13 protein-coding genes are annotated in these 16,562 nt (G+C 62.0%); 8 read left to right on the top strand and 5 right to left on the bottom strand.

The features are described 5' to 3' along the window. Nucleotides 1–169: 169 nt before the first annotated feature. The 3 genes from ngg to mnmC form a co-directional block, all read right to left on the bottom strand. A complete protein-coding gene (gene ngg, locus PSEUDOMOFG3G_RS18500) occupies nucleotides 170–1,906 on the bottom strand; it encodes an N-acetylglutaminylglutamine synthetase (RefSeq protein ID WP_139050805.1) in 1,737 nt (578 codons plus the stop codon). Nucleotides 1,907–1,909: 3 nt separating this feature from the next. Continuing rightward, nucleotides 1,910–3,682 carry an N-acetylglutaminylglutamine amidotransferase gene (locus tag PSEUDOMOFG3G_RS18495; RefSeq protein ID WP_139050804.1) on the bottom strand — a complete coding sequence of 591 codons (1,773 nt, stop codon included), beginning with the start codon at nucleotides 3,680–3,682 and terminating at the stop codon, nucleotides 1,910–1,912. 283 nt (nucleotides 3,683–3,965) lie between these two features. Continuing rightward, the gene (mnmC, locus tag PSEUDOMOFG3G_RS18490; RefSeq protein ID WP_139050803.1) at nucleotides 3,966–5,948 is read right to left on the bottom strand and encodes a bifunctional tRNA (5-methylaminomethyl-2-thiouridine)(34)-methyltransferase MnmD/FAD-dependent 5-carboxymethylaminomethyl-2-thiouridine(34) oxidoreductase MnmC; all 1,983 of its coding nucleotides are present in this window, start codon (nucleotides 5,946–5,948) and stop codon (nucleotides 3,966–3,968) included. A 151-nt stretch (nucleotides 5,949–6,099) separates the two neighbouring features. Here mnmC and pap point away from each other — a divergent pair, with 151 nt between their 5' ends. Then, nucleotides 6,100–7,620 carry a polyphosphate:AMP phosphotransferase gene (gene pap / locus PSEUDOMOFG3G_RS18485; RefSeq protein WP_047226290.1) on the top strand — a complete coding sequence of 507 codons (1,521 nt, stop codon included), beginning with the start codon at nucleotides 6,100–6,102 and terminating at the stop codon, nucleotides 7,618–7,620. A gap of 106 nt (nucleotides 7,621–7,726) precedes the next feature. Further along, a complete protein-coding gene (locus PSEUDOMOFG3G_RS18480) occupies nucleotides 7,727–8,911 on the top strand; it encodes a thiolase family protein (protein ID WP_139050802.1) in 1,185 nt (394 codons plus the stop codon). A gap of 184 nt (nucleotides 8,912–9,095) precedes the next feature. Here PSEUDOMOFG3G_RS18480 and PSEUDOMOFG3G_RS18475 read toward each other — a convergent pair whose 3' ends face one another. Continuing rightward, nucleotides 9,096–9,293, bottom strand: coding sequence for a DUF6316 family protein (locus PSEUDOMOFG3G_RS18475; protein WP_047226415.1), 198 nt, complete (start codon nucleotides 9,291–9,293; stop codon nucleotides 9,096–9,098). 187 nt (nucleotides 9,294–9,480) lie between these two features. On the opposite strand from PSEUDOMOFG3G_RS18475, the gene PSEUDOMOFG3G_RS18470 reads away from it, so the two are divergent. Further along, complete coding sequence (locus tag PSEUDOMOFG3G_RS18470; protein WP_047226292.1) at nucleotides 9,481–10,443, top strand: DMT family transporter; 963 nt, start codon at nucleotides 9,481–9,483, stop codon at nucleotides 10,441–10,443. Between the two features lie 161 nt (nucleotides 10,444–10,604). Here PSEUDOMOFG3G_RS18470 and PSEUDOMOFG3G_RS18465 read toward each other — a convergent pair whose 3' ends face one another. Further along, entirely contained in the window at nucleotides 10,605–11,999 is a 1,395-nt protein-coding gene (locus tag PSEUDOMOFG3G_RS18465; RefSeq protein ID WP_139050801.1) for a class II fumarate hydratase, read from the bottom strand. Between the two features lie 190 nt (nucleotides 12,000–12,189). Between PSEUDOMOFG3G_RS18465 and PSEUDOMOFG3G_RS18460 the strand changes: the two genes are divergently transcribed. The 5 genes from PSEUDOMOFG3G_RS18460 (at nucleotide 12,190) to PSEUDOMOFG3G_RS18440 (ending at nucleotide 16,561) form a co-directional block, all read left to right on the top strand. Continuing rightward, entirely contained in the window at nucleotides 12,190–12,708 is a 519-nt protein-coding gene (locus PSEUDOMOFG3G_RS18460; RefSeq protein ID WP_047226294.1) for a DUF2059 domain-containing protein, read from the top strand. A 12-nt stretch (nucleotides 12,709–12,720) separates the two neighbouring features. Then, nucleotides 12,721–13,020, top strand: coding sequence for a BolA family transcriptional regulator (locus tag PSEUDOMOFG3G_RS18455; protein ID WP_047226295.1), 300 nt, complete (start codon nucleotides 12,721–12,723; stop codon nucleotides 13,018–13,020). A gap of 150 nt (nucleotides 13,021–13,170) precedes the next feature. Next, complete coding sequence (locus tag PSEUDOMOFG3G_RS18450) at nucleotides 13,171–14,112, top strand: rhodanese-related sulfurtransferase (RefSeq protein WP_092397619.1); 942 nt, start codon at nucleotides 13,171–13,173, stop codon at nucleotides 14,110–14,112. A 36-nt stretch (nucleotides 14,113–14,148) separates the two neighbouring features. After that, nucleotides 14,149–14,751 carry a DsbA family protein gene (locus tag PSEUDOMOFG3G_RS18445; RefSeq protein ID WP_171061403.1) on the top strand — a complete coding sequence of 201 codons (603 nt, stop codon included), beginning with the start codon at nucleotides 14,149–14,151 and terminating at the stop codon, nucleotides 14,749–14,751. Further along, nucleotides 14,744–16,561 (top strand): ABC transporter ATP-binding protein, encoded by a 1,818-nt coding sequence (locus PSEUDOMOFG3G_RS18440; protein ID WP_139050800.1) that lies wholly within the window; start codon nucleotides 14,744–14,746, stop codon nucleotides 16,559–16,561. The genes PSEUDOMOFG3G_RS18445 and PSEUDOMOFG3G_RS18440 overlap by 8 nt, the downstream gene beginning before the upstream one ends. Nucleotide 16,562 lies beyond the last annotated feature (1 nt).

Genomic DNA, 16,562 nt, shown 5'->3' with positions numbered 1-16,562 from the left:
GCGCATCGATGGTTTCGATGAGGAAGGGAATGTCTCTGACCTATGAAAGGTTGGTGTCCTTCAAGCCGCCATCGCGAACAGGTTCGCTCCCACAAGGTTTCTGCGGCGGTGCATACCCCCGGGTGGGAGCGAGCCTGCTCGCGATGAGGCCCGCCCAGGCACTACACCTCTATTGGGCCACCGCCTGACTATGGGGAAACAACAAATCCACAAAGCGTTCGGCAGTGGGTTGCGGTTCGTGGTTGGCCAGGCCGGCGCGTTCGTTGGCTTCGATGAACACGTATTCGGGCTGATCGGCCGCCGGCACCAACAGGTCGAGGCCAACCATGGGAATATCCAGGGCCCGCGCGGCGCGTACCGCAGCTTCGCTCAGGGTCGGATGGAGGATGCCCGTGACATCTTCCAGCACGCCGCCCGTATGAAGGTTCGCCGTACGCCGTACGAACAGGTGTTTGCCGGCGGGCAGCACACTGTCGTAGTCATAACCTGCCGCGCTCAATGTGCGTTGCGTCTCGGCGTCCATGGGAATCTTGCTTTCACCTCCCGTGGCCGCTTGTCGGCGGCGGCTCTGGGCTTCGATCAGCGCGCCGATGGTGTGCCGACCGTCGCCGATCACCTCCGCTGGTCGCCGGATCGCCGCTGCCACCACTTCAAAACCAATCACCAGCACGCGCAGGTCCAGGCCCTCGTGGAAGCTCTCCAGCAGCACCCGGCTGTCAAACTGGCGGGCCGTTTCAATGGCGCTCTGCACCTCTTCAATCGTGCGCAGATCCACCGCCACACCCTGGCCCTGTTCACCGTCCAGTGGCTTGACCACCACCCGTTCGTGCTCATCGAGAAAGGCCAGGTTGTCATCGGCGTTGCCTGCCAACTGTTGCGCCGGCAAGTTCAAGCCGGCGTTTTTCAGCACCTTGTGGGTCAGGCTTTTGTTCTGGCACAGGGTCATGCTGATAGCGCTGGTCAGGTCGCTGAGGGATTCACGGCACCTGATCCGGCGGCTGCCGTGGACCAGGGTAAACAATCCACCTTCGGCGTCGTCCACCTGGACTTCGATGCCCCGGCGGTGAGCCTCTTCGACAATGATGCGCGCATAAGGATTGAACTGCGCCTCGGGGCCCGGCCCCAGGAACAACGGCTGATTGATGCAGTTCTTGCGTTTGATGGCGAACGTCGAAAGATTACGGAACCCGAGCTTGGCGTAGAGACTTTTCGCCAGGCGATTGTCGTGCAGCACCGAAAGGTCCAGGTAACTCAGGCCCCGGCTCATGAAGTGCTCGATGAGGTGGCGCACCAGGACCTCCCCGACACCGGGCCGCGAGCACTGCGGATCCACGGCCAGGCACCAGAGGCTGCTGCCGTTTTCCGGGTCGTTGAAGGCTTTCTGGTGATTCAGGCCCATGACGCTGCCGATCACCGCGCCGGTGTCATCATCTTCGGCCAGCCAGTAGACTGGCCCGCCCTCATGGCGCGGCGTGAGTCGTTGCGGATCGATGGGCAACATGCCCCGGGCCTGATACAGCAGGTTGATCGCCTGCCAGTCGGCGTCGCTTTGCGCCCGGCGAATCCGGAAACCGCGAAATACCCGGGTGGCCTGGCGATAGTCGCTGAACCACAGGCGCAAGGTGTCGGATGGATCGAGAAACAGCTGCGCCGGTTCCAGCCCGAGTATTTGCTGGGGGGCGGCGACGTACAAGGCAATGTCGCGCTCACCCGATTGCTCATTGAGCAGCTCTTGGGCCAGGCTTGCCGGGTCCGGGAAGGTGTGGCCGATCAGCAATCGGCCCCACCCGCAGTGCACCGCGATCGGGTCGGCGCCCAGTTCGCTGCCGTCTTCGGCCAATCGCGCCTGTAGGCGTTCATAGGAGGGCGCCTGGCCCCGCAGCAGGCGTTGATTGTGGGGTTTCATCGATCAGATTCCTTGCTCGCTGAGCCACAGGTTCAGCGCCGCCAGTTGCCACAGCCTTGAGCCGCGCAACGGGGTGAGCTGGCCGTTGGGGTCGGTCAGCAGTCGATCAAGCATCGCCGGGTTGAACAGGCCGCGATCCTGGCTCGGGTCCAGCAGCAGTTCGCGGACCCAGGCCAAGGTGTTGCCTTCCAGATGCTTGAGACCGGGTACAGGGAAATAGCCTTTTTTGCGGTCGATGACCTCGCCGGGGATCACCCGTCGAGCGGCTTCCTTCAGGACCTGTTTGCCGCCGTCGGGCAGCTTGAATTTCGCCGGGACCCGTGCCGAGAGTTCCACCAGTCGGTAATCCAGGAATGGCGTGCGCGCTTCCAGGCCCCAGGCCATGGTCATGTTGTCGACGCGCTTGACCGGGTCGTCCACCAGCATCACCGTGCTGTCCAGACGCAGGGCCTTGTCCACCGCTGCGTCGGCGCCCGGTTGGGCGAAGTGTTCCTTGACGAAATCACCGGCCGCGTCATTGGCCGTCAGCCATTTGGGCTGCACGGTAGCGGCATATTCTTCGTAGCTGCGATCAAAGAATGCAGCGCGATAGGCCGCGTATGGGTCACTGGCGCCGTCCACTTGTGGATACCAGTGGTAACCGGCGAATAGCTCATCGGCGCCCTGGCCGCTTTGCACCACTTTGCAATGCTTGGACACTTCCCGCGACAGCAGGTAGAAGGCGATACAGTCGTGACTGACCATCGGCTCGCTCATGGCCCGAAACGCCGCCGGCAGTTGCTCGATGATTTCTTTTTCGTCGATGCGTAACTGGTGGTGATGAGTGCCGTAGTGCTTGGCGATCAGGTCCGAATACTGGAACTCGTCACCGCGCTCGCCACCGGCATCCTGGAAGCCGATGGAAAATGTGGAAAGGTTTTCCACACCGACCTCCCGCAGCAGGCCCACCAGCATGCTGGAGTCCACGCCGCCGGAAAGCAGCACGCCGACATCCACGGCGGCACGCTGACGAATGGCGACCGCTTCACGGGTGCTGTCGAGCACGCGGTCGATCCAGTCTTGCAGATCCAGGTGCTGTTCGTCGGCCCGGGGACCGTAGGGCAGGGTCCACCAGGTTTTCTGCTCGGTGGTTCCGTCGGCTTCGACCCGCATCCAGGTGGCAGGCGGCAGCTTTTCAACGCCGGCCAGCAGGGTGCGAGGAGCCGGGACCACGGCATGGAAGTTCAGGTAATGGTTCAGCGCCACCGGGTCGAGCATCGGACTGATGTCGCCGCCCTTGAGCAGCGCCGGCAACGCCGAGGCAAAGCGCAGGCGCTGGCCGGTGCGCGACAGGTACAGCGGTTTGACACCGAGGCGGTCGCGGGCGATGAACAGCCGCTTGGCGTCGCGTTCCCAGATGGCGAAGGCGAACATGCCGTTGAGCTTGGGCAACAGTGCTTCGCCCCAGGCGTGGTAGCCCTTGAGCAGCACTTCGGTGTCGCCACCGGAATAGAAGGCGTAGCCCAGGCCTTCCAGCTCGGCGCGCAATTCAGGGTAGTTGTAGATCGCGCCGTTGAAGGCCAGGGACAGGCCCAGTTGATTGTCGATCATCGGCTGGGCCGAGCCGTCGGACAGGTCCATGATTTTCAGGCGCCGATGGCCCAGGGCAATGGGGCCCTGACTGTGGAAACCCCACGCGTCGGGGCCGCGAGGAGCCAGGTGATGGGTGATTCGCTCTACGGCCGCAAGGTCCGCAGGTTGTTGATCGAAACGTAACTCTCCAGCTAATCCGCACATAAGTCCTTACCGGTTTTTCCGTTGGGGAGGGTCAAACAGCATACGCCAAAATGGCGGGTACTTTGAAACTGACCGGTGGGATTGGTGTGAGTTTTAGATCAATGCGTTATAAGCAGCTGAAGTAGGGGCGCTCGGGCGGCTGAAAAACCACGGCAAAACATCAACCTGTGGGAGCGAGCCTGCTCGCGATCGCGGTGTGCCAGTCACTTGGATGCCAGATGATCTGGTGCAATCGCGAGCAGGCTCGCTCCCACAGGTTTTTGTGGCATACCGGCAATCTGCATTAGGCCTTGCCCCGAACCAGCGCCCGCAACGCAAACCGGTTCGGATGGCAGGCCTCGGCCACGCTTCGGGGCAGGGGCAAAGGTTCGTTGTCCAGCCAGGCGGCAATCAACTCGCCCGACAATGGCGCGGTGATCAGGCCTCGGGAGCCGTGGCCGCTGTTGATGTACAAGCCGTCGAGCCAGGGGCATGGGCAGTCCGGCACCTGACGGGCGTCCTTGCTCAGCGCCGAGTACGCCTGGGTGAAGGCCTGACTCTCAGCCAAGGGACCGACAATCGGCAGATAGTCCGGACTGGTGCAACGGAACGCTGCGCGGCCCTGAAGGTGTGCCGGGTCCAGGGTGCCGGCGTCCAGGCGTTCCACCAGATCAGCGGAGATTTGCTCCAGCAGCTGCAGGTTGCCGGCGTGCTCGGCGGCGGTAGGGGTCAGGTCGTCGTTCTTGAAATCGAAACTGGCACCCAGGGTGTGCTCGCCCAACCGGGCCGGAGCCACGTAGCCTTCGGCGCAGACCACCGTGCGCAGTGCCTGGCTGTGGGTGGTTTGCGACAGGCGGGTGATTTGCCCGCGAATGCGCTTGAGGGGCAAGTCGGCGGCCGCATCGAAGCGTTTGATCTCGGCGGCGCTGGCGAGGATCACTACCTGTGCGCTGGCCAGGCAACGTTCACCGTCCCAGGCCTGCCACTGACCGTCGACGCGGCGCAGCTCGAGGACTTCATGGTGGTTTTGCACCTCAATCTTGGGGGCGGATGCCTGCCAGCGGCACAGCGCGGGCGGATGGACCCAACCGCCTTGCGGGTAAAACAGACCGCCACAGGCCAGGCCGATACCGGACTGCGCCTCGGCCTGGGACTGATCCAGGACGTGCAGCAAATCCTCGGCAAAGGCCTCGGACAATTGCGTCTGGCGCTCGGCTTCCTTGGCGCTGAAGGCCAGTTGCAAGACACCGCAGCCGTCCCAGTCCACACCTCGCTGCAGATGTTCGAGCAGGCGCCGGGTGTAACCGAAACCGCTGAGGATCATCTGCGACAGCGCCGTACCATGGGCCGAAAGCTTGAGATACAACACGCCCTGCGGGTTGCCGGACGCTTCTTCGGCCAACCCGGCATGCCGTTCCAGCAGCGTCACCTGCCAGCCACGGGCCGCGAGGCTGGACGCGCTGGCGCAACCGGCCAGGCCGCCACCGATCACCAGGGCCCGACGCTCGCCGCTGTGTGCCGTGGGGCGGGTGTACCAGGGTTTTACCGGGGGCGGTGCGGGTGTCAGTTGCGGCCAGCCGAGAAACACCCCGCGAAGGATTTCCCATTTATGGCCGATGCCCGGCGTGCGCTTCATCTTGAAGCCTGCCGCGTTCAATAACCGTCGCACCCAGCCGGTGCTGGTGAAGGTGCTGAGAGTCGCGCCGGGGGCAGCCAAGCGCGCCAGTTCGGCAAACAGCTCGGCGGTCCACATCTCGGGATTTTTCGCCGGCGCGAAACCGTCCAGGAACCAGGCATCGATTTGCGCATCCAGCTGCGGTAATTGCTCCAGGGCGTCGCCGATCAACAACGTCAGGGTCACCCGGCCACCTGCCAGCGTCAGGCGCTGGAAGCCCTGATGGATAGCGACGTACTGCGCAAGCAATTGATCCGCCTGAAGCTTGAGTTGCGGCCACAAATCCAGTGCCCGGCGCAGGTCGGGGGGGCTCAAGGGGAATTTCTCGACACTGACAAAATGCAGCCGCGCCCCGGCCGGTGCGCACTGCTCGAACAACTGCCAGGCGCAGAGAAAATTCAGCCCGGTGCCAAACCCGGTCTCGCCGATCACCAGCCGCCCGTCGTCCGGCAGCGCGGCAAAACGCTCGGTCAGGTTGTTCTGTTCAAGGAACACATAGCGGGTTTCTTCCAGGCCCGACTGATCGGAAAAATACACATCGTCGAACACCCGCGAGCGCGGGCGACCCTGATCGTCCCAGTCGAGTTGGGCGTGGTGCTGTACGGGTGTCATGGCAGGCTCGGTCAAAACTGGGAGGCCATTCTAGCCGATCGGTATGGGCTTGCTTGACCCATCGCAATACAGCGTTCGTCTGGATGGAATCTGCTGCACCGGCCCGCGTCCAATCCGCTAGTCTTGCCCCATTCCCTGGAAGGAGCTGTCCATGTTCGAATCCGCTGAAATCGGTCACGCCGTCGATAAAGACACCTATGACGCCGAAGTGCCGGCACTGCGTGAAGCGTTGCTCGAAGCCCAGTACGAGCTACACCAGCAGAGCCGTTTTCCGGTCATCGTGCTGATCAACGGCATCGAAGGCGCGGGCAAGGGCGAAACGGTGAAATTGCTCAATGAGTGGATGGACCCGCGGCTGATCGAAGTGCGTACCTTCGATCAGCAGACCGACGAGGAGCTGGCGCGGCCACCGGCCTGGCGTTATTGGCGGATGCTGCCGGCCAAGGGACGCATGGGGATTTTCTTTGGCAACTGGTACAGCCAGATGCTGCAGGGGCGCGTTCATGGCCAGATCAAGGACCCACGACTCGACCAGGCCATCAATGGCGCTGAACGGTTGGAGAAAATGCTCTGCGATGAAGGCGCGCTGATCTTCAAGTTCTGGTTTCACCTGTCCAAGAAACAGATGAAAGCCCGGCTCAAGGGGCTCAAGGACGACCCGCTGCACAGCTGGCGCATCAGCCCGCTGGACTGGCAGCAGTCCCAGACCTACGACAAGTTCGTCAAATACGGTGAGCGGGTCCTGCGCCGCACCAGTCGAGACTACGCCCCGTGGCATGTGATCGAAGGCATGGACAGTTATTATCGAAGCCTTACGGTCGGACGGATCCTGCTTGACGGGATGCGCCAGGCCTTGCACCGCTCGAGGATCAAAGCGGAAAAGGTCAATGTGGCGCCACTGCCGCCGCTGGACGACCAGGTCACGCTGCTGGACAGCCTGGACATGACCCTGCGTCTGGACAAGGCCGATTACGAAGAACAACTGATCGCCGAGCAGGCGCGTTTTTCCGGCCTGTTGCGCGATAAACGCATGCGCCGCCATGCCCTGGTGGCCGTGTTTGAAGGCAACGATGCGGCGGGCAAGGGTGGGGCGATCCGGCGGGTCGCGGCAGCGCTCGACCCGCGCCAGTACAGCATCGTACCGATTGCCGCACCCACCGAGGAAGAGCGCGCCCATCCCTACATGTGGCGGTTCTGGCGGCATATCCCGGCGCGGGGCAAGTTCACCGTGTTCGATCGCTCCTGGTACGGCCGGGTGCTGGTGGAGCGGGTCGAAGGTTTTTGCAGCAAGGCCGACTGGCTGCGGGCCTACGGCGAGATCAACGATTTCGAGGAGCAGATTGCCGACGCCGGAGTCGTGGTCGTCAAGTTCTGGCTGGCCATCGACAAGGAGACTCAACTGGAGCGCTTCCAGGAACGCGAGGAAATTCCTTTCAAACGTTTCAAGATCACCGAGGACGACTGGCGCAACCGTGACAAATGGGATGCCTACCGGGCGGCGGTGTGCGACATGGTCGACCGCACCAGCACCGAGATTTCTCCCTGGACCCTGGTGGAGGCCAACGACAAGCGCTGGGCGCGGGTCAAGGTGTTGCGCACGCTTAATGAAGCGCTGGAGGAGGCCTTCGAGCGCTCGGCAAAGCAGGCTCGCAAGGCGAGCAAGGGCAAATAGTGGGCGATGGGAACGCATACGCGGGGTGAATGATCGTCGCGGTCGGTTATGCAGTGGATTTATGCTCAATTGACTCCTAACCGACAATAACAATTGAGGTACAGCCATGCGTGAAGTGGTGATCGTCGACAGCGTGCGGACCGGCCTGGCCAAGTCTTTTCGCGGCAAGTTCAACATGACCCGTCCGGACGACATGGCGGCTCATTGTGTCGATGCATTGTTGGCGCGCAACGGGATCGATCCGGCCAGCGTCGAGGACTGCATCGTCGGCGCCGGTTCGAACGAGGGCGCCCAGGGCTATAACATCGGCCGTAACGTGGCGGTGCTTTCGCAATTGGGCATCGGCACCGCCGGCATGACCCTCAACCGCTTCTGCTCCTCGGGCCTGCAAGCCATCGCCATCGCCGCCAACCAGATCGCCTCCGGTTGCAGCGAGATCATTGTTGCCGGTGGCGTGGAATCCATCAGCCTGACAATGAAAAGCGTCAATACCGATCACCTGATCAACCCGCTGCTCAAGGAGCAAGTGCCGGGGATTTATTTCCCCATGGGCCAGACCGCCGAGATCGTCGCCCGCCGTTATCAGGTCAGCCGTGAAGAACAGGACCGCTACGCCTTACAGAGCCAGCAGCGTACTGCCCAGGCCCAGGCGGCCGGGCTGTTCGACGACGAGATCGTGCCGATGGCGGTCAAGTACAAGGTCGAGGACAAGAACACCGGTGCGGTGCAGATTCTCGACGGCGTGGTTGATCGCGACGATTGCAACCGCCCCGACACCACCTATGAAAGTCTGGCGGGCTTGAAGCCGGTGTTCGCCGAAGACGGCTCGGTGACGGCAGGCAACTCGTCACAGTTGTCCGACGGGGCTTCGATGACCCTGGTGATGAGCCTGGAAAAAGCCCTGGCCCTGGGACTCAAGCCCAAGGCGTTTTTCCGTGGCTTTACCGTGGCCGGTTGCGCGCCGGACGAAATGGGCATCGGTCCGGTGTTTTCGGTGCCCAAACTGCTCAAGGCCAAGGGCTTGCATATCGATGATATCGACTTGTGGGAACTCAACGAAGCCTTCGCATCCCAGTGTCTCTACAGTCGTAACCGGCTGGAAATCGATAACGAGAAGTACAACGTCAATGGCGGTTCGATTTCCATTGGCCACCCGTTCGGCATGACCGGTTCGCGCCAGGTCGGCCATCTGGTGCGCGAACTGCAACGGCGCAGCCTGCGCTACGGCATCGTGACGATGTGCGTGGGCGGCGGGATGGGGGCGACGGGGTTGTTTGAGGCGGTGAGATAACCGGGCGCTGACAGTTAGCGAGATGATTACTTGTGGCGAGGGGATTTATCCCCGCTGGGTTGCGCAGCAACCCTAAAATCTACAACCGAGGTATATCAGGCTGACAGAGTGGTTTGCTTTGGGGCTGCTTTGCAGCCCAGCGGGGATAAATCCCCTCGCCACAAGGGGGGCTGCGTCAGCTGCGCTAGCTGGCAACCTGGGTCAGTTGCTGCATCCGCGCGATATACGCTTTTATCTCCCGTTCTGCCGCCTCGCGGCTGGCGAACGGGCCTTCCTGCGTGCCTTCTCGGGTATTGAAATAAAACTCGCCGTTTACCCGGCAGATCCGGTCGCTGCGAAAAATCGTCGTAGGGGCGGGATCCTGGGCGCGTTTGCCAAACATGGCGGTCTCCAAAGGCAGCGGGGCAATGTCATTTGAGCTTATGCGCAGTCCTTGATTTGCGCCTGGCCAGGCGATCGACGGCAACGACCCGTACAGTCCCATGGACGTCCACGGCCTAACTGTCCCTGTGTCCTGAAGCGATCCGCGCCTAGAATGGGGGCTCTTTGTCTTGAGCTGCGAGGGTTGCATGCACATATCGTCCGGTCGCTGGGTCTACGGCCTGTTCCTTGCCCTGCTGACCGCCCTGCTGTGGGGCATCCTGCCGATCAAGCTCAAGCAAGTGCTGCAGGTGATGGATCCGGTCACCGTGACCTGGTTTCGCTTGCTGGTGTCCGGTGGCTTGCTGTTCATCTACCTGACGGCCACTGGCCGTTTGCCCAGTCGCAAGGTGTTGGGCCCCCGGGGCGGCTGGCTGGTGGCGATGGCGGTGTTGGGGCTGGTCGGCAACTACGTGCTGTACCTGATGGGCCTCAATCGCTTGAGCCCCGGCACCGCGCAACTGGTGGTGCAGATGGGGCCGATCATGTTGCTGGTGGCCAGCCTGTTTGTGTTCAAGGAGCGTTTCAGTGTAGGGCAGGGCATCGGCCTGCTGGTGTTGTTGATCGGCTTCACGCTGTTTTTCAACCAGCGCCTCGGCGAGCTGCTGACTTCCCTGAGCGACTACACCGCCGGGGTCTTGATGGTGTTGCTGGCGTCGACGGTCTGGACCTTCTATGCCCTGGGCCAGAAGCAACTGCTGACGGTGTGGAATTCGTTGCAGGTGATGATGGTGATCTACCTGTTCTGCGCGCTGCTGCTCACGCCCTGGGTACATCCGCTGGAGGCGCTGCAACTGAGCCCGTTGCAAGGCTGGCTACTGCTTGCTTGCTGCCTCAATACCCTGATTGCCTACGGCGCCTTTGCCGAGGCCCTGGCTCACTGGGAAGCGTCGCGGGTCAGCGCGACCCTGGCGATCACGCCGTTGGTGACCTTCGCCGCGGTGGCGTTGGCAGCCTGGTGGTGGCCTGACTACGTGCATGCCGAGCAGATCAATCTGTTGGGGTATGGCGGGGCGGTGCTGGTGGTGTTGGGATCGGCATTGGTTGCCCTCGGGCCGTCGCTGATTGCCGGGCTCAGGGCCCGGCGTGAGCGACTGGCTGTCGGGCGATGACCGCGACCACAAAAAGAACCGCTCTTTTGTGGGAGCGAGCCTGCTCGCGATAGCGGTCTGGTCGTCGATAATGTCGAGCCGACCGGCCTCATCGCGAGCAGGCTCGCTCCCACAGGTGGGTTGTGTTGAGCGCACGCTTTGCGTCCAACCAAGCACACATCTCAACCCTGGCTTCCGGCCTCCAGCATATTCTCCGGCCGCACCCAGGCATCGAACTCTTCGTCGGTCAGATACCCCAACTGCAAGGCCGCTTCGCGCAGGGTCAGCCCTTCGCCGTAGGCTTTCTTGGCGATTTCGGCGGATTTGTCATAGCCGATGTGTGTGTTCAGGGCGGTGACCAGCATCAAGCCACGTTCCAGATGCGCCGCCATCTGCTCGGCATCCGGTTCGAGCCCGGCGATGCAGTGCTGCTGGAAATTGCTGCAGCCATCGGCCAGCAGACGGATCGACTGCAACAGGTTGTGAATGATCACCGGCTTGAACACGTTCAATTGCAAATGACCCTGGCTGGCGGCGAAACCGATGGTCACGTCGTTGCCCATGACCTGGCAGGCCAGCATCGACAAGGCCTCGCACTGGGTCGGGTTGACCTTGCCGGGCATGATGGAGCTGCCCGGTTCATTGGCCGGCAACTTCACTTCGGCGAAGCCGGCCCGTGGCCCGGAACCCAGCAGGCGCAGGTCATTGGCAATCTTCATCAGGGTCACAGCCAGGGTTTTCAGCGCGCCGGACAAGGTGGTCAGGGGCTCATGGCCGGCCAACGCCGCGAACTTGTTTGGCGCGGTGACGAAGGGCAGGCCAGACAGCGCCGCCAGTTCAGCGGCGATCGCCTCACCGAAGCCGTGGGGCGAATTGAGCCCGGTGCCCACTGCCGTACCGCCCTGGGCAAGTTCGCAAACCGCCGGTAGAGCCGCACGGATCGCCCGTTCGGCGTAATCGAGTTGAGCGATGAAGGCTGACAACTCTTGGCCGAAGGTGATCGGCGTGGCATCCATCATGTGGGTGCGGCCGGTCTTGACCAGTTTCATGTGGCGCGCCGCCAATTCCGCCAGTGCGCCGGACAACTCGGCGATCGCCGGCAGCAATTGCTGATGGACCGCCTGGATGGCGGCGATGTGCATGGCGGTGGGGAAGCAGTCGTTGGAGCTCTGGGAGCGGTTGACGTGATCGTTCGGGTGCACCGGGCTCTTGCCGCCGCGGGGATTGCCCGCCAGCTCGTTGGAGCGCCCGGCGATCACTTCGTTGACGTTCATGTTGCTCTGGGTTCCGCTGCCGGTCTGCCAGACCACCAGCGGGAATTGGTCGTCATGCTGGCCGGCCAGGACTTCGTCGGCGGCCTGTTCGATCAGGCGCGCGATGTCGGCAGGCAAGTCGCCATTGCGGTCATTGACCCGCGCGGCGGCTTTCTTGATCAGCGCCAGGGCGTGCAGCACCGACAGCGGCATGCGTTCGTTGCCAATGGCAAAGTTGATCAGGGAGCGCTGCGTCTGGGCGCCCCAGTAGGCTTCATCCGGGACTTCAACCTGGCCAAGGCTGTCGGTTTCGATACGGCTCATCGGGTCAAACTCCTGTAGGTCTGAATGCGCAGTTTAGGCCCTGAAGGGCGACACGGGTTCCCTCAATCATTTTTCGATCGTTTCGGCCCGTCAATCGGACGCGCAGAGCAATGGGGTTGAGGGCCGGCGTTTATTAGGCGCAGAATGATCGCCCTTGGGGTTTTACCTCGCCTGTAGAAAAGGAAACTCGATGACCCGTCTTCGTGCCATCTGTACCGCAGTTGCTCTGGTGTGTGCCAGCAGTCCTGTTTTTGCCGATACCGCCAGCCACAACGCAAGTGCCGAAGAGTTCCTGACCCTGGCGCACGCCGACAAACTGGGTACCCCGGTGTACATGCAAGTGCAGCAGATGTTTGCCCAGCGCTTTGAGCAGACCAAGGCTCCCGAGTCGAAAAAAGCCACCCTCGAAACCTACCAGGCCAAGGCCAACGCCGCACTGGACCAGGCCATCGGCTGGAAGAAGCTCAAGCCGGACATGGTCAAGCTTTACACCTCCAACTTCAGCGAGCCGGAACTCAAGGAACTGGTGTCCTTCTACCGTTCGCCCCTGGGCAAGAAAGTCCTGGAAAAAATGCCCCAGCTGACCCAGCAATCGGCCCAGTTGACCCAGGCCAAGCTGGAAAGCGCGGTGCCGGTGGTCAACAAGCTGCTGGCGGACATGACCGCCGAGCTTGAGCCCAAAGCCGCCCCTGCCAAGAAAAAGCCGTAAGCGGAGCCCGGTATGAGCATGCAACAACGCATCGAATCGACGCTCGGGCTGTTGCAGCCCGAGCACCTGCAAGTGCTGGATGAAAGCCACATGCACAGCCGTGGGTTACAGACCCACTTCAAGGCCGTGGTGGTCAGTCACCAGTTCGAGGGGCTCAATCGCGTCAAGCGTCATCAGAAGGTCTACGGCACGCTGGGCGAGCTGATGGGTGAGTTCCATGCGTTGGCGCTGCACACCTATACCCCCGAGGAATGGGCGCAGATCGATACAGCCCCGGCTTCGCCGACTTGTGCCGGTGGCAGCAAGCACTGATCTGCAGAGAATGACTGCTGTTGTGGCTGTTGTCGCTGCACTCCTGCAACCCGTCTGTTTTTTGTTAGAATCCGCAACGCGCCTCACGGGGCGCGTTTTTTTTCGCATCCGGTTCACCCTTTGCGAGGGTAGCCACCTGGAGAAATACCCATGACACCATCCATTGTCGTGGCGGCACTGTATAAGTTCGTCACCCTTGAAGATTACGTCGAGCTGCGTGAGCCATTGCTCAAGGCCATGCTCGACAACGGCATCAAAGGCACGCTGCTGATCGCCGAAGAAGGCATCAACGGCACCGTTTCCGGCACTCGCGAAGGCATCGACGGATTGCTGGCCTGGCTCAAGAACGACCCGCGCATGATCGACATCGACCACAAAGAGTCGTACTGCGATGAGCAGCCGTTCTATCGCACCAAGGTCAAGCTCAAGAAGGAAATCGTCACCCTCGGCGTCGAAGGCGTGGACCCCAACAAACAGGTTGGCACTTATGTCGAACCGCAGGACTGGAACGCACTGATCAGCGATCCGGAAGTCTTGCTGATCGACACGCGTAACGACTACGAAGTGTCCATCGGCACCTTTGAAGGCGCGATCGACCCCAAGACCACCAGCTTTCGCGAGTTCCCCGAGTACATCAAAGCCAACTTCGACCCGGCCAGGCACAAGAAAGTCGCGATGTTCTGCACCGGTGGCATTCGCTGCGAAAAAGCTTCCAGCTACATGCTCGGCCAGGGTTTCGACGAGGTCTATCACCTCAAGGGTGGCATCCTGAAGTACCTTGAAGAGGTGCCTCAGGAAGAAACCAAATGGCGCGGCGACTGCTTCGTGTTCGATAACCGCGTGACCGTTCGCCATGACCTTAGCGAAGGCGACTACGATCAGTGTCATGCCTGTCGTACACCGGTGAGCGTAGAAGACCGTGCTTCGGAGCACTACGTGCCAGGCATCAGTTGCCCGCATTGCTGGGACAAGCTGAGCGAGAAGACCCGGCGCAGCGCCATCGACCGGCAAAAGCAGATCGAACTGGCCAAGGCCCGCAACATGCCGCATCCGATCGGCTACAACTATAAGCAATCACCTTCCGAGGCTTGAACCATGGCGCCACGCCTGCTCTATGTGATGGACCCGATGTGTTCCTGGTGCTGGGGTTTTGCGCCGGTTGCCGAGGCACTGGTCGAGCAGGCGCAGGCCGCCGGGGTAGAACTGCACCTGGTGGTGGGCGGTTTGCGCACCGGCAGCGGTTCGGCCCTGGAGCCGACCACCCGACGCTACATCCTCGAGCATTGGCAGGCCGTCACCCAGGCCACCGGCCAGACGTTCAAGCTTGAAGGGGCGCTGCCGGACGGTTTTGTCTATGACACCGAACCGGCCTGCCGGGCACTGGTGACGGCCCGTGGCCTGGCGCCGGACCTGGCCTGGAAGCTGTTGAAGCTGATCCAGCAGGCGTTTTATGTCGAGGGTCGTGATGTGACCCACGCCAGCGTCCTGGTGGAACTGGCCGAACAGGCTGGACTGCCACGCATCGAGTTCGCCGCAGCCTTTGACCGCGCCGAGCAACATGCGGCCACTGCCGCGGATTTCACCTGGGTGCAGGATCTTGGCATCGCGGGTTTTCCTACGCTGCTGGCCGAGCGTGACGGTCAATTGGCTTTGCTTACCAACGGCTACCAGCCCCTGAGCCAGTTGTCTCCACTGTTGGGCCGCTGGCTGGAGCGCGCGGCCTGTGCCTGACCGGGCGGATGACGCATCCCCTGGGCAGCGCGTCGACGGTTTGAGCTGGGCAGAAATCCGCCGTCTGGCCCTTAAACACAAGAAAGCCCTGTGGATCGCCAACGGCGTGGCCGTGCTGGCGACGCTGTGCAGCGTACCGATCCCGCTGCTGCTGCCGCTTTTAGTGGACGAAGTGCTGCTGGGCCAGGGCGACGCGGCGTTGAAGGTCATGAACCATGCGTTGCCCAGCGGCTGGCAAAGCGCGGCCGGTTATATTGGCCTGATGCTGGTGGTGACCCTGGTCCTGCGATGCGGCGCTTTGCTGTTCAACGTGCTGCAGGCGCGATTGTTCGCCAGGCTGGCGAAGGACATCGTCTATCGCATTCGCGTCAGGTTGATCGAACGGCTCAAACGTATTTCCCTGGGCGAGTACGAAAGCCTGGGCAGCGGTACCGTGACCACGCACCTGGTCACCGACCTGGACACCCTGGACAAATTCGTCGGCGAAACCCTCAGTCGTTTCCTGGTGGCGATGCTGACACTGGTGGGCACTGCCGGCATCCTGGTGTGGATGCACTGGCAACTGGCGCTGCTGATCCTGTTGTTCAACCCGTTGGTGATCTACGCCACGGTCCAGTTGGGCAAACGGGTCAAGCACCTCAAGAAGCTGGAGAATGACAGCACCTCGCGCTTCACCCAGGCCCTGACCGAAACCCTGGATGCCATCCAGGAGGTGCGTGCCGGCAACCGCCAGGGTTATTTCCTGGGTCGATTGGGGACACGGGCCAGGGAGGTCCGTGATTACGCAGTGAGCTCACAGTGGAAAACCGATGCCTCGAACCGCGCCAGCGGTTTGCTGTTTCAGTTTGGTATCGATATTTTCCGCGCAGCGGCGATGCTCACCGTGCTGTTCTCCGACCTCTCCATCGGCCAGATGCTGGCGGTGTTCAGCTACCTGTGGTTCATGATCGGACCGGTGGAGCAACTGCTTAATCTGCAGTACGCGTTTTATGCCGCCGGGGGCGCATTGTCGCGGATCAACGAGTTGTTGGCCCGTGCCGACGAACCGCAATACACCGGCAGTGTTAACCCGTTCCAGGGGCGTGCCACCGTGGGTATCGAAGTTCAGGGGCTGAGTTTCGGCTACGGCGACGAACTGGTGCTGAACCAGATGAACCTGTCGATTGCCCCCGGTGAGAAAGTCGCGATTGTCGGGGCCAGCGGGGGTGGCAAAAGTACCTTGGTCCAGTTGCTGTTGGGGCTGTACACGCCGCTGGCCGGGACTATCCGTTTCGGCGGTTCGACTCAGCAGGAAATCGGCCTGGAAACCGTGCGCGACAATGTTGCCGTGGTCCTGCAGCATCCCGCGCTGTTCAACGACACGGTACGGGCCAACCTGACCATGGGCCGCGAGCGCACGGATGAGGCCTGCTGGCAGGCACTGGAAATCGCCCAACTGCACCAGACGATCATAAGTTTGCCCAACGGTCTGGACAGCATCGTCGGCCGTTCCGGCGTGCGTCTGTCCGGCGGGCAGCGCCAGCGCCTGGCCATTGCCCGGATGGTACTGGCCGAGCCCAAGGTGGTGATCCTCGACGAGGCGACGTCGGCGCTGGACGCCGCCACCGAGTACAACCTGCACCAGGCGCTGGCGCGGTTCTTGAGCAACCGTACCACCTTGATCATCGCGCACCGGTTGTCGGCCGTGAAGCAGGCCGACCGGGTGCTGGTGTTCGACGGCGGACAAATCGCCGAGGATGGCGACCATCAGCAACTGATTGCTGACGGTGGTTTATACGCCAAGCTCTACGGGCATCTGCAGCAGCATTGAT

This window comes from Pseudomonas sp. FG-3G (assembly GCF_901007645.1).
Taxonomy (GTDB): domain Bacteria; phylum Pseudomonadota; class Gammaproteobacteria; order Pseudomonadales; family Pseudomonadaceae; genus Aquipseudomonas; species Aquipseudomonas rhizophila.
The sequence above is the reverse complement of the archived record's forward strand: the minus strand, read 5'-3'. Positions and strand labels throughout refer to the sequence as shown.

Coding starts and splice junctions, on each gene's coding strand:
- PSEUDOMOFG3G_RS18445 (WP_171061403.1), top strand. CDS start 14,149: ATGTGTTCCTGGTGCTGGGGTTTTGCGCCGGTTGCCGAGGCACTGGTC.
- PSEUDOMOFG3G_RS18455 (WP_047226295.1), top strand. CDS start 12,721: ATGAGCATGCAACAACGCATCGAATCGACGCTCGGGCTGTTGCAGCCC.
- PSEUDOMOFG3G_RS18450 (WP_092397619.1), top strand. CDS start 13,171: ATGACACCATCCATTGTCGTGGCGGCACTGTATAAGTTCGTCACCCTT.
- PSEUDOMOFG3G_RS18460 (WP_047226294.1), top strand. CDS start 12,190: ATGACCCGTCTTCGTGCCATCTGTACCGCAGTTGCTCTGGTGTGTGCC.
- PSEUDOMOFG3G_RS18475 (WP_047226415.1), bottom strand. CDS start 9,293: ATGTTTGGCAAACGCGCCCAGGATCCCGCCCCTACGACGATTTTTCGC.
- PSEUDOMOFG3G_RS18465 (WP_139050801.1), bottom strand. CDS start 11,999: ATGAGCCGTATCGAAACCGACAGCCTTGGCCAGGTTGAAGTCCCGGAT.
- mnmC (WP_139050803.1), bottom strand. CDS start 5,948: ATGACACCCGTACAGCACCACGCCCAACTCGACTGGGACGATCAGGGT.
- PSEUDOMOFG3G_RS18470 (WP_047226292.1), top strand. CDS start 9,481: ATGCACATATCGTCCGGTCGCTGGGTCTACGGCCTGTTCCTTGCCCTG.
- PSEUDOMOFG3G_RS18495 (WP_139050804.1), bottom strand. CDS start 3,682: ATGTGCGGATTAGCTGGAGAGTTACGTTTCGATCAACAACCTGCGGAC.
- ngg (WP_139050805.1), bottom strand. CDS start 1,906: ATGAAACCCCACAATCAACGCCTGCTGCGGGGCCAGGCGCCCTCCTAT.
- PSEUDOMOFG3G_RS18480 (WP_139050802.1), top strand. CDS start 7,727: ATGCGTGAAGTGGTGATCGTCGACAGCGTGCGGACCGGCCTGGCCAAG.
- pap (WP_047226290.1), top strand. CDS start 6,100: ATGTTCGAATCCGCTGAAATCGGTCACGCCGTCGATAAAGACACCTAT.